This is a genomic window from Pseudomonas sp. LB3P25 (assembly GCF_054897985.1).
The window spans coordinates 329,475-343,149 of the sequence record NZ_CM142711.1; the positions used below are offsets into that span (position 1 = coordinate 329,475).

At 59.0% G+C, this 13,675-nt stretch carries 9 protein-coding genes and 2 rRNA genes; 5 read left to right on the forward strand and 6 right to left on the reverse strand.

Going from position 1 to position 13,675, the window contains the following annotated elements:
- Positions 1-163: 163 nt before the first annotated feature.
- The 3 genes from rrf (ACYZTW_RS01535) to ACYZTW_RS01545 all read left to right on the forward strand — a co-directional run bounded on the left by rrf (ACYZTW_RS01535) (position 164) and on the right by ACYZTW_RS01545 (position 2,946).
- Positions 164-279, forward strand: a 5S ribosomal RNA gene (gene rrf / locus ACYZTW_RS01535).
- A 106-nt stretch (positions 280-385) separates the two neighbouring features.
- Positions 386-501: ribosomal RNA gene (rrf, locus tag ACYZTW_RS01540) — 5S ribosomal RNA — on the forward strand.
- 564 nt (positions 502-1,065) lie between these two features.
- The gene (locus ACYZTW_RS01545; protein WP_462003461.1) at positions 1,066-2,946 is read left to right on the forward strand and encodes a methyl-accepting chemotaxis protein; all 1,881 of its coding nucleotides are present in this window, start codon (positions 1,066-1,068) and stop codon (positions 2,944-2,946) included.
- Positions 2,947-3,100: 154 nt separating this feature from the next.
- Here the strand turns inward: ACYZTW_RS01545 and ACYZTW_RS01550 are convergent, their stop codons facing one another.
- From ACYZTW_RS01550 to ACYZTW_RS01570, 5 genes are all read right to left on the reverse strand, one after another.
- On the reverse strand, positions 3,101-3,568 hold the full coding sequence (locus ACYZTW_RS01550; RefSeq protein WP_462003462.1) for an SRPBCC family protein: 468 nt from the start codon (positions 3,566-3,568) through the stop codon (positions 3,101-3,103).
- A gap of 31 nt (positions 3,569-3,599) precedes the next feature.
- Positions 3,600-7,016, reverse strand: a complete 3,417-nt coding sequence (locus tag ACYZTW_RS01555) for an amino acid adenylation domain-containing protein (RefSeq protein WP_462003463.1) — start codon at positions 7,014-7,016, stop codon at positions 3,600-3,602.
- A gap of 13 nt (positions 7,017-7,029) precedes the next feature.
- Positions 7,030-7,959 (reverse strand): diiron oxygenase, encoded by a 930-nt coding sequence (locus ACYZTW_RS01560; protein ID WP_223433171.1) that lies wholly within the window; start codon positions 7,957-7,959, stop codon positions 7,030-7,032.
- Complete coding sequence (locus tag ACYZTW_RS01565) at positions 7,956-8,732, reverse strand: DUF3050 domain-containing protein (protein ID WP_462003464.1); 777 nt, start codon at positions 8,730-8,732, stop codon at positions 7,956-7,958. Before ACYZTW_RS01565 ends, ACYZTW_RS01560 begins: the two co-directional genes overlap by 4 nt.
- 748 nt (positions 8,733-9,480) lie before the next feature.
- Complete coding sequence (locus ACYZTW_RS01570; RefSeq protein WP_462003465.1) at positions 9,481-10,191, reverse strand: GntR family transcriptional regulator; 711 nt, start codon at positions 10,189-10,191, stop codon at positions 9,481-9,483.
- Between the two features lie 232 nt (positions 10,192-10,423).
- Here ACYZTW_RS01570 and lapG point away from each other — a divergent pair, with 232 nt between their 5' ends.
- Positions 10,424-11,116, forward strand: a complete 693-nt coding sequence (gene lapG / locus ACYZTW_RS01575; RefSeq protein ID WP_462003466.1) for a cysteine protease LapG — start codon at positions 10,424-10,426, stop codon at positions 11,114-11,116.
- A gap of 14 nt (positions 11,117-11,130) precedes the next feature.
- Positions 11,131-13,077 (forward strand): cyclic di-GMP receptor LapD, encoded by a 1,947-nt coding sequence (lapD, locus tag ACYZTW_RS01580; protein WP_462003467.1) that lies wholly within the window; start codon positions 11,131-11,133, stop codon positions 13,075-13,077.
- Positions 13,078-13,213: 136 nt separating this feature from the next.
- Here lapD and ACYZTW_RS01585 read toward each other — a convergent pair whose 3' ends face one another.
- A complete protein-coding gene (locus ACYZTW_RS01585) occupies positions 13,214-13,552 on the reverse strand; it encodes a tryptophan synthase subunit beta (protein WP_415772560.1) in 339 nt (112 codons plus the stop codon).
- Positions 13,553-13,675: the final 123 nt, after the last annotated feature.

The following is a 13,675-nucleotide window of genomic DNA, read 5'->3' on the forward strand; positions in this document are numbered from 1 at the left end:
CACCCAAGCAATTTGCGTCGGCTCCTTAATAAAGAGCAGCAGATTGCGGTGTGTGAAGACGACACGAACCGAAAGTTCGAGATACTCACAAAACACCAACCTATCGCATACCCATTCGCTGGAGCGTGAACCTGCAAAGGCCCACGACCTGGCTACCGAATTTCTTGACGACCATAGAGCATTGGAACCACCTGATCCCATCCCGAACTCAGCAGTGAAACGATGCATCGCCGATGGTAGTGTGGGGTTTCCCCATGTGAGAGTAGGTCATCGTCAAGATTAAATTCCGAAACCCCTATCTGCGTATGCAGGTAGGGGTTTTGTTTTAGTAGAAGTCACCAATTTTGCTGGCACGTTACGCTGTAACGGGCTGGTCACAGAATTTCTTGACGACCATAGAGCATTGGAACCACCTGATCCCATCCCGAACTCAGCAGTGAAACGATGCATCGCCGATGGTAGTGTGGGGTTTCCCCATGTGAGAGTAGGTCATCGTCAAGATTGAATTCCGAAACCCCTGTCTGCTAACGCAGACAGGGGTTTTGTCGTTATGGGCTCGCTAAACGCTCAATGGGCCATCAGCTGCAAATGCGCTTCCACTTCCAAGGCCAGTTCGTCTTCATGGTGTTCGCCCGCCAGACATCGCATTGCTGACATAGCCTGGCATTAGCCGAGTTGTTACGCAGACGCAACACCTGCTGATGCGGTTCACCGCGCGTTATCCACAGGCATCAGTGATACAGCGCGTCGGCGCACACAGCGCTCCACTGAACGCAGAGACAAACCCATTTGCTCGGCGATGTGTTTTTGTGGGTAAGCCCTTCGCACTGCGCCAGCAGAAACGGCTAAAGACTGAGCAGGCGCTCTGGCACGCCGTTCGGCGGGTAACTGACAGGAATGCCGACCATTTCGTACAAACGCCTAAGATTTCTCCGTTTTGTGCCGACAGACTGATGAGACATGCGTGCACCAAAGTAGAGCGGCCCCAGAGCCCTGCCTGCGCTGTTACATGGAATGTTGCAACCTGGAACGCATCCCCACTTTTTGCATAAGAAGTCCCATGAAATGAATCTCAAGTTCAGCCATAAAATCCTTCTGGCCGCCTCCGGCGTCGTGGTGCTGGCTTTTGCGTTGTTCACTTTGTACAACGACTATCTGCAGCGAAACACCATCCGTCAAAACCTTGAATCGAGCGTCCAGCAGGCCGGCGACTTGACCGCCAGCAGCGTGCAGAACTGGATGAGCGGCCGTGTGCTGGTGTTGGAAAACCTCGCGCAGAACGTGGCTCATCAAGGCGCCAATGCCGACCTCCCGGGGCTGGTCAATCAACCGGCCCTGACCTCGAACTTCCAGTTCACCTACGTGGGCCAGGCCAACGGTGTGTTCACTCAGCGCCCGGACGCGAAGATGCCTGACGGTTACGATCCGCGTCAGCGCCCCTGGTACAAACAGGCCGTGGCTGCCGACAAGACCATGCTGACCCCGCCTTACATGGCCGCCGTCGGTGGCCTGGTGGTGACCATCGCCCTGCCGGTGAAAAAGAACGGCGAGTTGCTCGGCGTGGTCGGCGGCGACCTGAGCCTGGAAACGCTGGTGAAGATCATCAACTCGGTGGATTTCGGTGGCATCGGCCACGCATTCCTGGTCAGCGCCGACGGTCAGGTGATCGTCAGCCCGGACAAAGATCAGGTGATGAAAAACCTGAAGGACATCTACCCGAGCGCTGGCGTGCGCATCGAGAAGGGCAATCAGGACGTCACCCTGAACAAGCAGGATCGAATCCTTTCCTTCACTCCGGTCAGTGGATTGCCGAATGCCGAGTGGTACATCGGTCTGTCGATCGACAAGGACAAGGCCTACGCACCACTCAGCCAGTTCCGCACTTCTGCGCTGATCGCGATGTTCATCGCCGTGACGGCCATTGCAGTGCTGCTGAGCCTGCTGATCAACGTGCTGATGCGTCCGCTGACCACCATGGGACGTGCGATGCAGGACATCGCTCAAGGTGAGGGCGATTTGACTCGACGTCTGGCCGTGGAAAGCAAAGACGAATTCGGTGAGCTGGGCGGTTCGTTCAACCAGTTCGTGGAGCGAATTCACGCATCGATTTCCGAAGTGTCGTCGGCAACCCGCCAGGTTCACGACCTGTCGCAACGGGTGATGGCTTCGTCCAACGCCTCGATCGTCGGCTCCGACGAACAAAGCGCCCGCACCAACAGCGTGGCCGCGGCGATCAACCAGTTGGGCGCCGCCACACAGGAAATCGCCCGCAACGCCGCCGATGCTTCCCAGCACGCCAGCGGCGCGAGCGAGCAGGCCGATGACGGTCGTCAGGTGGTGGAGAAAACCATTCTGGCGATGACCGAGTTGTCGCAGAAAATCAGCCTGTCCTGCACGCAGATCGAAACCCTGAACGCCAGCACCGACAACATCGGGCACATTCTGGATGTGATCAAAGGCATCTCCCAGCAGACCAACTTGCTCGCGCTCAACGCGGCCATCGAAGCGGCCCGTGCCGGTGAAGCCGGTCGTGGTTTTGCGGTGGTGGCGGACGAGGTGCGCAACCTCGCTCACCGTACTCAGGAATCGGCGGAGGAGATCCACAAAATGATCACCTCGCTGCAGATCGGTTCTCGCGAAGCTGTGACCACCATGAACGCCAGTCAGGTCTCCAGCGAACAGAGCGTCGAAGTGGCGAACCAGGCCGGTCTGCGACTGGTCAGCGTGACCCAGCGCATCGGCGAAATCGACGGCATGAACCAGTCGGTGGCCGCGGCGACCGAAGAGCAGACGGCGGTCGTGGAAACCCTCAACGTCGACGTTAACCAGATCAATCTGCTGAACCAGCAGAGCGTGGCCAACCTCAATGAAACGTTGAAGGATTGCGATGCGTTGTCCCTGCAGGCGAACCGGTTGAAGCAGTTGGTCGACAGTTTCAAAATCTGATTCCGGTCTGTTGGACCGCGTTATCGTTCTTCGCGAGCAGGCTCGCTCCCACAGGAGTTCTCAGTCGTTCACAAATGTTGTGATCACTGAAGATCCAATGTGGGAGCGAGCCTGCTCGCGATTGCGGTGTACCAATCACCGCTGAAACGAAGTCCTACGCAAACAGCTTCAACACATTGTTCATCGAGTCATCGGCAAAGCCCTGCACGAAATCCTTGAACCCCGGCAATGCCTCGGCGCCGCCCTGTGCGGGTTCGGCGATGATGGTCCAGGTCGCTCGGGATTTACCCGCGCCCAGCGGTTCAACACTCATCGCCGCCCACAAATTGGCCACGCCCAAGGTGTTGTAAATTGTGGTCCAGGTCATGTTCAGCGCTTGGTCATCCCGGGAGTTGAGTTGCTCGACCACCAGGTTGCCGTCCTTGAAGAATTTCTTGCGCAGGGACGACACGCCTTCACCGGTCATCTCGATGTGCGACAGCGCCGGAATGAATTGATCGAAGCCGGCAAAGTTACCGACCACTGCCCAAACCTTCGCGGCATCGGCCGGCACTTCCACCGAGGACACCACGTGGCAGCCTTGAGGATTTTTGATCAGGGTATCGGGTTGCAGAGTGCTCATGGTCTTGCTCCATTCTTGGGGTTGGGTTGAATCAGATGAAGTTGATTTCTTTGAGGTAGTCGCAGCCGCGACGCAGCAGCGCCGGGGATTTTTCCGGGTAATGCGCGCCCATCTGCCGCACGCCCGCTTGTGCGTTGGCGTGGCCGATCATTGAGATGTCGCCGATGTCTTCCTCAAAGCCGTTGAGGTAGAAACCGAGCACGCCGAACAACGCGTTGTCGCTGTCGACCCGGCCCAATTGCTGCTGCCAGTCGGCGACGCTGACCATGGAAAACTTCCGACCCGCCTCACGAAATGATGCGACGTAGGCATCCCAGCTCAGAGGCTCGGGGTTGTGCAGGTTGAACACCGCTTTTTCGGCTGAATAACGGCTGGCATGGAAGGCGATGAAGCGGGCGAGAAAATCCACCGGCATCAGGTCGAAATTCAGCGCGAACTCCGGCACCTGGCCGAGCTGGATCGAACCTTTGAGCATCAGCATCAAGCGGTTCTTGTGCGGCTGGCAGACACCGGTGAGGCTGTTGAAACTGATGTTGCCGGGGCGATAAAGATTGACCCGTACGCCACGTTCGCGAGCCCGTTCGAGGATCCGCTCACCGACCCATTTGGACAGGTTGTAGCCGTTCTTGATGTAGATCGGTGGGGTCTGCGCGGCGGGCAATTCCAGCACCCGGCCATCGGCGGCAATCGTGCTGGAAGCCGAGAGCGTCGAGACGAAGTTGAAGATCTTCTTGCTGCGTCCTTCGCACAACCGAAGGCACTCGAAAATCGGCTCGACGTTGTCCCGCGCCAGCGACTCGTAATCGAGTACGTGATTGACGTTGGCGGCGTTATGCACCAACGCGCCGAACTGCCGATCCAGTCGCTCGTAAACATCCGCTTCGAGCCCCAATGACGGACGCGTAATGTCCGCCGCATAAACCCGCACTCGACTCAGGTCCAGATGGTCCAGGCGGTTTTCTCGCAACGCATGGGCAAAACGCTCGGCCGCCGATTGCCCGCCGCCATCGCGCACCAGGCAGGCGACTTCGCTGGCGCCCCAGGCGAGCAACGCTTCGACGATGTGCACGCCGACAAAGCTGTTGGCGCCGGTAACGATCACCTTGTGCACATCGCCCATACGGTTGACTGGCAACGGCTGGATATCCAGTTTGCGGAAGGCATCGGCCAAGGCCTTTTCACTCAACACTTCTTCGGTGCCGGAGCCGCGCACCAAGGTCGCCAACTTGGCGATGGTCGGCAATTCGATGAAGCGGTTGATCGAGATGCTGCGACCGAACTCTTCCCGCAACCGCAAGAGCATGCGCGACAGCAGGATCGAGTGGCCGCCCAGGTTAAAGAAACTTTCGTCGGTGGAAATATCGCTGGCGGGCAGCTCCAGCAGCTCAGCCCAGATCTCCAACAATAGCGCCTCATCGGCACTGGCGGGCAAGCGCCGCAGCGTGTTTTCGGACACATTCACGGGCATTGCCAGCAGCGCCTTGCGATCGACCTTGCCGTTGCTGGCGAACGGCATGCTCGGCAGTTCGGTCCACGCTGTGGGCTGCATGTAATCCGGCAGAAACTGTGTCGCGTGAGCCTTCAGAGCTTCGCGAGCGACGCCGGGTTGGTCCTCCTGAGGCTGCGCGAGGAACGCCAGAATCCGTCGCTGGCTGTCGATGACCACTGCCACCTGGCGGTACAACTGACTGTCACGCAGGCAGCGTTCGATCTCTTCCGGCTCGACCCGAAAGCCGCGAATCTTCACCTGATTGTCCCTCCGTCCGCACAGCTCGATGCCGTCGCGGGTCCACTTCGCCATGTCGCCGGTGCGGTAGGCGCGCAGGCTCTGGCCATTCGGCAGGCTCAGATTCAGATAACGTTCGGCGGTCTGCTGCGGGTTGTTCAGATACCCCAGGCATACACCCGGCCCGACGATGTACAACTCACCGACAGTCTGCTCGGCCACCGGTTGAAAATCCTCATCGAGAATCAGCACCTGACTGTTAGCGATAGGCGCGCCGAGGGTGCGATTGCTGTCGCCGGTGCGCAGTTGCCGCGCGGTAATCAACACCGTCGCTTCGGTAGGGCCATAGAGGTTGTAGAGGTTGCCCTGACGGGTGAGCTGCTCGATGACGTAGGGTTCGCAGACATCGCCGCCGGTCATCACATGATCGAGGCATTGCAATTGATCCAGCGGCAGGATGCTCAACAACGCCGGCGGCAAAAAGGCGTGGCTCAGATGCTGATGGCGGATCAGTTCGACCAATTGCAACGGATCGCGGCGCTGATCGTCGCCGGGCACAATCAGTTCGGCGCCCTGGAGCAGTGTCGGGAAGATATCGATCAGCGACGAGTCGAAACTCAACGACGAAAACTGCAGCACCCGACTCCGCTCGCTCAGTTGCACATACTCGGCGTACCACGCGGTGAAGTGCGCGAGGTTGGCCTGGCTGAGCAACACGCCTTTGGGATGGCCGGTGGTGCCCGAGGTGTAGAGCGCCATGCAGGGCGCGCCTGGATCGGGTCGTTGGCGCATCAAGGGTTGATCGAGATCCACGTCACCGATGTCGATGCGGCTGATGTCGAGTCCCGGCATTTGCGCCGCGAGCGGATGCTCACCGTCATGCAGCAGCAACACTGCCCCGGCGTTTTCCAGGATGTACTGCTGGCGTTGCAGAGGATGGCTCGGCTCTAGCGGCAGGTACACCGCGCCACTGCCAAGGATCGCGAGAATCCCCGCATACAACGCGCTGCATTTTGGCAGGCAGATCCCGATCACCAACGGCCCGTGATGCTGAGCGAGCAACGGCTGCAAATGCTGCTGAATGGCGCGACTGTGGGCGTGCAAATGCCGATAGCTCAGGGACGTGCCGGCAATGTTCAGCGCGGGTCGCTCGGCACACTGGATGAAGCGCTGCTCAAGGCGCTCAATCATCGGGATCTGGCTGAGCGCCAGCAGCGCGGGGGCCGCCGTGAGGTTGAGTCGATGGAAAAACGCGAGGTTCTCCAGGTAGAGCAAGTTTTCCACCTGCTCGAAGCGAGCGGGAGCCGCAGGGTCGGCCAGTAGAAAATAGTCGGCATCGCGCGAGAAACGACTGACCAGCAGCGCCACGTGATCGACCAGTTCCTCCATTGCCCGCAGGCGCAATGCCTGGCCATTGCCTGAAGGTTCGTCGGTGATCGGCACACGAGTGAGCAGCGTCGAACCGAACGTGCACAGCACGTCCAGCGGTGGTAGGCCAGAAACCCCAGGTACACCGATACCCAGTTGCAGCGTCAGTCGCGGCGCATTGCCGACGTCTTGAACAGGCAGGCTGGCGTCGTCGATCAGTAAATCAGCGTTACCCAACGGCTGCTCGTCGACAGCCGTCAGGTGCACCAGAGAATGACCGTGTTGTTCAAGTTCCAGCGCCAGGTCGGTCAGGGCCCGGCTGTGTCCAATGAGCAGAATGTCGAGACGTCTCATGATGGGCTCCTCGTTAAACCAGGTAATCGCTGAGGGCGTCTTGCACGCACGGCGAATCGAGCAGCGAACTGCTGCGGAAAAACCGCACGATGTTGGCGACCAGCGGGTGATGACGATTGATCGGGAAGGCCAGCCCCGACACTTCGCTCTTCAGTGCGTGGCGTGCGCCATCGCTGATCTGCAAGGATTCGATCAGCCGGAAGTCGAACGACTTCTGGATGTCGTTGGTCAGGTAATGGCCGATGAACACCGGCAGGATGTGCGCGATGCAGCGGCGGTCGTCTTCGCTCGCGGTGTGCCAGTAGATGCGCACCAGCCGCGCCCAGAATCCGGAGTGGCGACCTTCGTCGAGCAAGTGGTCGGCCATCAGGCCCTTGATCGACTGCTTGACGGTGTCGTCCTTGGCGAACGCCGCGACATCGCCGGTCACGGTGTTCTCGGCGATGGCCACGCAGATCAATTCCACGGCGCTGCGCAGGTGTTCCGGCGCGAGCGCCACGGCCGCTGGAATGGCTCGGCTGAGTTCGATTTCATCCGGCAGTTCGATGGGCGTGATGCCGGTCATGGCGACGGTCTGTTGCATGAAATCCATCGCCACGAGTGCGTGGTAATCCTCGTCCACCACCACGGTCATGGCGTCGTAGCGGCAGGCGAACGGGAAGGCCACGGCGAAGCGATTCTTGGCGATGCTGCGGGCAGTCTTATCGACGATTTCGGTTTCGAAAATCACCACGTCGTTGATGAATTTGTAGAGCGTCTGCACCAGCGCAAAGTCGCGCTGCTCCGGGCATTCGCGCAGGAAGGTTTCGCTCAGCACCAACGGTTGGCGGCTCAACGGGTAGATCAGCTTGTCGTCGTTTTCCAGCACGCGCCGGGGGCGGGTACGGATGGTCGCGCGGCTTTCCCAGGCGTCGGCGAAGGATTGGTAGTCAGCGGCATTCATGCATTCACCTCGGCAACCGGTTCGCTCATGCTCAGGCGCAGGCCGTCCCACAGGGCGATGCGGCTTTCCACGGCGGCGATGGCGCTGGCGTAGACGTCTTCCTCGCGTTGCGGATCGCCATTGACCAGCCGCGCGAGAAGCCTTTCCGCTGCGGGGCCGTGGTCTTCGGAGTCGACTTCGATGTGGCGCTCAAGGTAGTAGCGAAAGGTCGGTGCTTGATCCAGGCCAATTCCCCAGTCATCGAGGATCCGCTGGAACATCTGCGGAATGACACTTTCCCGGCCATGCAGGAACACCGCGGCAACGCTATGCCCAGGCGCATGCAGCGCGGTGTGCAAGGTATGGCGCACGAACTGTGCGGCGGCCGGGTCGACGTCCACGCTTTGCAGCGCCACGTCATAGCTCACCCCCTCCTTTTGCAGCGTCACGAAGCGCTCGACCGCGACCGTGCTTGCACCGACCTCGCGCATCGCATCCAGGTACAACTCGAAATGGCTGTAGTGACCGTGAGCCGGACGATCATCGGACTCTTCACCCAGCACGATCTCGTTGATCAAACGCGCTGCCTGCGGATCTCGGGGTGGCAGCCAGGGCAGCTGAACGCAGGTCAGTTCCTGCTGCAGGCGTTTGGTCAGTGACATGAAATCCCATACCGCAAACACATGGGTTTCCATGAAGCGTTGCAACACCGACAGTGAGTTGATTTCGGAAAAGATCGGATGAGCGCTAAGTTCTGCTTTCTTCTGGTTGAGACGGTCTTTAGTTGGTTTCATGGGCGAGCCTATAAGTGAACTGGAAATACCGTTGGGGTGTTGGATAAATCAATGATCGTTAGTTAAGACTTTCTGTTGGCGAGCGAAGGCCTCAAGCGAATTGATCGGGGTGAGTTGCAATAGGTCGATCAGTGACGGTCTGGCGCCGTTATTCAAGGCAGCGGAGAAAAACTAATACATGATTAAAGTGTCGGGCAAGTTATTTTTATATTATTTGAAAGTTCAACTTTCTTGCGCGCGACAAGTTCCCATAAAACTTTTGATTTGAGTTTTATTTGGATGTAGTTACTCCTTCCGGCTTATATAAGTCAGAATTGAAATGAAGAGTGAATGCCTCACTCGAAGCAACTTTCTAACTGAATCGTTGAAGTGGATTAGGGGGGCGGAAGTTGGCTGGGATCAACGCCGGTTCTTCCTTTCCCGTGGCAAGACTCCTTCCGTTGGTTCTTGATGCGGGGACTGCTCCGCTCGTGCGGTGCGTCGCCCGTTCATTATTCGTTGGCAGGCCAAGAGTGAGCGTAATTCAAGGCAGCCGCTATCACCGACGCGTCATCTGATCGGCTCAATGAAGGGGCTTTAGGGTGGCAGGGCTTTGCACAGGGGCGTGGCGTCGCTAAACCGGTTCGGTGTGAGCGAAGGAGGATTTGTAAGCAGATTATTCGTCGAGCAATCCCGGGTGAGGATCGCTCGACGTCACAGCAAGCGAAGGAAGCTGTTCGATCTGCTCACTCAGGTCTGCCGCTGCGATTTACCTGGAGGTTTTCTTGTTCAGCGCTTCAGGGCTGTTGAGGTAGCGCGTGATGACCTCGACACCGCGGTTTAGGTGATTTTCGAGCATCTTCACTGAGCGTTCGACGTCCCGGTCTTCGACGGCCAGCAAAAGCGCCCGGTGATCTTCCTGGGACAGCTTGCCCAGCCCCATGGCTTCCAGGTTGAAGCGCAGGAAGCGCTCCTCTTCGGTCAATCCGTCTTCCACCAGCCTCAACAGCCGTTGGTTCGGCGCCTTGCAGTACAGCGACATGTGGAAGAGCCGGTTGAGCCGGCCGATTTCGGTGTAGTTGTTTTCCGTTTCCAGTTCGTCGATGTAGCGGGCAGCCTGTTCGAAGTCCTCACGATCGAGTAACGGGATCGACAGGCGCAGCGCCTCGGATTCCAGCAGGATCCGCAGCGCATAGGTTTCCACGGCATCACCCTGAACCAGCGGTGCGACCACTGCACCTTTATGGGCGATGACGTTGAGCAGCGCCTGAGCTTCGAGCTGGCGCAAGGCTTCACGCACCGGCATGCGGCTGACACCGAAAAGATCGGCCAAATCTTGCTGGCGCAGGGCGATGCCGCAGGGAATTCGACCGTCGAGAATGGCCGAACGCAGGGTTTCTTCGATCACCGAGCGTGCCAGGTGAGCGGGAATCGGCCCGTTGACCTTGATGCTGTTCAGAGGATTGGGCTTCTGTGTCACAACTACGCACCCTGTTTGACTGAAATAAATTTGGATCCAAGGTGACCCTAGTGACTGCCTGACAGGTTGTCAAACGGACAAAAGATCGCAACCTGACGTGGCCGCGATGTTTTTCCGGCACCTGCCATACAAAGTTTAGCGCGCCAGCAGTGATCTCACCGTGCCATTGTCTTTTACCGGGCTAACCTGCACCATCGACCGATTTCCACTTGCCTGATCTGGATGCCTCGCATTGGCGGTACGTTTCGCGATCCCTCGGACTTTGCGCTGGCTGTACTGCGCGTTGCTGCTGGCCGGCATTATGCTGGGCGGGCTGCATGCCGATTGGGATTTTTCGCTGATCAGCCGTCGCGCGCAGGCATTGTACGGGCCATTGGGCGAAGGGCAGCCACGCATTGATGCCTGGCAGCACTTATTGGCCACGCAAAAGCAGGTCGGCGAGCTGGAACAGCTTAAAGTGGTCAACCAATTCTTCAATAAGCAGATGCGGTACGAGGAAGACATCGACCTGTGGCACGAGGTCGATTATTGGGAAACACCCATCGAGGCCCTGTGGAAGGGCGCCGGCGATTGCGAAGATTATGCGATCGCCAAGTATTTCAGCCTGCGCCATCTCGGCGTGTCCAGTGACAAGCTGCGCATCACGTACGTCAAGGCCTTGCGTCTGAATCGGGCGCACATGGTGTTGACCTACTACTCAAGTCCCGAGGCCATGCCGCTGGTACTCGACAGCCTGGTCGATGCGATCAAACCGGCCAGCCAACGAACCGATTTGCTGCCGGTGTACTCTTTTAATGCCGAAGGCTTGTGGTTGCCGGGCGCCAAGGGCAACAAGAAAGTGGGTGACACCAAACGCCTGTCTCGCTGGCAGGATGTGTTGAAGAAAATGCAGGCCGAAGGTTTCCCGGTCGAGACGACTAACTAGGAGCACGCGCTCAGATGTCCTTGTTCAAACAGCTGTTGATCGCTATCTGTCTGTTCCTGGTGATCGCCTTCACCGGTAGCTTCGTGGTCAGCCTGGAAAGCTCGCGCACCCAATACGTCAACCAGCTGCGCTCCCACGCCCAGGATGCCGCGACCGCATTGGCACTGTCCCTGACGCCGAACATCGACGACCCGGCGATGGTCGAGTTGCTGGTCAGTTCGATCTTCGACAGCGGTTATTACGCGAGCATCCGCGTGGTCGACCTCAAGACCGATCAGACCATCGTCGAGCGCAGCGGCATTCCAGCGGTGAACAACGTGCCGGACTGGTTCGTCAAAATGATTGGGCTGGAAGCGGCCGGTGGTGATGCCCTCGTCAGCCGTGGCTGGGAGCAGGCGGCGCGGGTCGAAGTGGTCAGCCATCCGATGTTCGCGTTGGCCAAACTCTGGCAGAGCGCGCTGGGCAGTCTTGGCTGGTTGCTGATCTGCGGTGCGGTGAGCGCGGTGCTGGGCGCGCTGTTGTTGCGCCGGCAACTGAAGCCGCTGGATTACATGGTCAAGCAATCCCACGCCATCGCTCGCCGCGAATTCCTCAGCCTGCCGCAACTGCCGCGCACACCGGAACTGCGGCGTGTCGTGCAGGCCATGAACCAGATGGTCGAGAAGCTTAAAGCGCTGTTCCAGGAACAGGCTGAGCGCAGTGAAAAACTGCGGGCCGAGTCCTATCAGGACAACCTGACGGGGCTGGCCAACCGTCGTTATTTCGAAATGCAATTGAACGCCCGAGTGAGCAATCCGGAGCAGGCGAGTTCCGGTTATCTGCTGCTGTTGCGGGTCAGGGACCTGGCCGGGTTGAACCAGCGGTTGGGCGGTCAGCGCACTGACCAGTTGTTGAAAGCGGTTGGCGAGCAGTTGTCCCGAGAGTGTGCCAAATACCCGGAAACCCTGAACCTGGTGACGCGGATTCGCGGCGGTGAGTTCGCCGTGCTGGCGCCGGGGCTGGTGCGCGAAGAAGCGCTGCAACTGGCGCAGAACCTCGACAGTGCCTTGTCGAGCCTGCATGCGACGGGCGCCACCGACGTGGCCTCGGTGGCCTCGATCGGGCTGGCGCCGTTTGTTTATGGCGACTTGCCGCAAGCCGTGCTTGGGCTGGGCGATCAGGCGTTGGCTCAGGCGGAAAGTCAGGGCGATTCGAGTTGGGTTTGCCTGGATCACAGCGCGTCGGCCAGCGTCGGCGACGACCATCATGCCTGGCATAAATTGCTGGATCAGGCGTTGAGCCAGCAGCGTTTCGAGCTGTATTTCCAACCGGTGGTGGCCGCCCAGGACACGCAGTTGGTGCTGCATTACAAAGTGCTGTCGCGTTTGATCGACGGCGAGGGCCAGACCATTCCCGCAGGACGCTTCCTGCCGTGGCTCGAGCGCTTTGGCTGGACCGCGCGGCTTGATCGGCTGATGTTGGACTTGGTGCTTGAGCAGATGGCGGACCATGAAGAGTCGCTGGCGTTGAACCTGTCTTCAGCGACGCTGGCCGATCCGCAGGCATTGAATAAAGTCTTCGAGATCCTGCGTCAGCATTCGGATCTCGGGGAGCGATTGACCCTGGAAATCGGCGAGGAGCAGTTGCCGGAGCAAGCCATGCTGGAAGAACTGACGCAACGTCTGCACGAACTCGGGTTCTCCCTGAGCCTGCAACGCTTTGGCGGGCGCTTCAGCATGATCGGCAACCTGGCGCGGCTTGGGTTGGCTTATCTGAAGATCGACGGCAGTTACATCCGGGCGATTGATCAGGAGAGCGACAAGCGCCTGTTCATCGAGGCGATTCAGCGGGCGGCGCACAGCATCGATCTGCCGTTGATTGCCGAGCGGGTCGAGACCGAAGGGGAGTTGATGGTGATTCGCGAGATGGGGTTGTATGGGGTTCAGGGGCAGTTGTTTGGTGAGCCGAAGCCTTGGCAGTGAGGCTGATGCCGCCTTCGCGAGCAGGCTCGCTCCCACAGTTGATCTTCAGTGAACACAGCCTATGTGAACGACTGAAATCCAATGTGGGAGCGAGCCTGCTCGCGAAGGCGTCGGTACAGACAACAACAATGGGGCCTTAGATCAACCCCGTCTCATCATCATCGATCAATTGACTCAACCCGCCCAACGCCTCACGGGCCTGGGTCCGGTCCATGAGTTTGGCCTGGGCGGCGGCCGGCAGGTCGGTGACGCGGATCACGCCTTTGCTGGTCAGCACCTGGATCAAGTCGTCGAGAACCCGGATCATTTCCAGGTCGCTCTGCTTGAGCTGTTTGAGGCTGGTTTCCACTACTTCATTGGCATACCAGGCCTGGATTTCATGGTGGTCGGCCGGCAGTGTTTCCGTGGCCTCGGCGTAGGCCGCGGCTTCCACGCGCACTAACTGACCTTGCGCATCGCGTTGCACGTAGAACATTGAACATCCCTCGGAAATGGACCAGCGTCATGCTGTCAGCAGCATAGGCCAACTGGACGCGAGTATGCGGTGCGGCGACGAAATCGTCACTGGGGTGATGGGCGCAAACGTGACGGCCGCCCC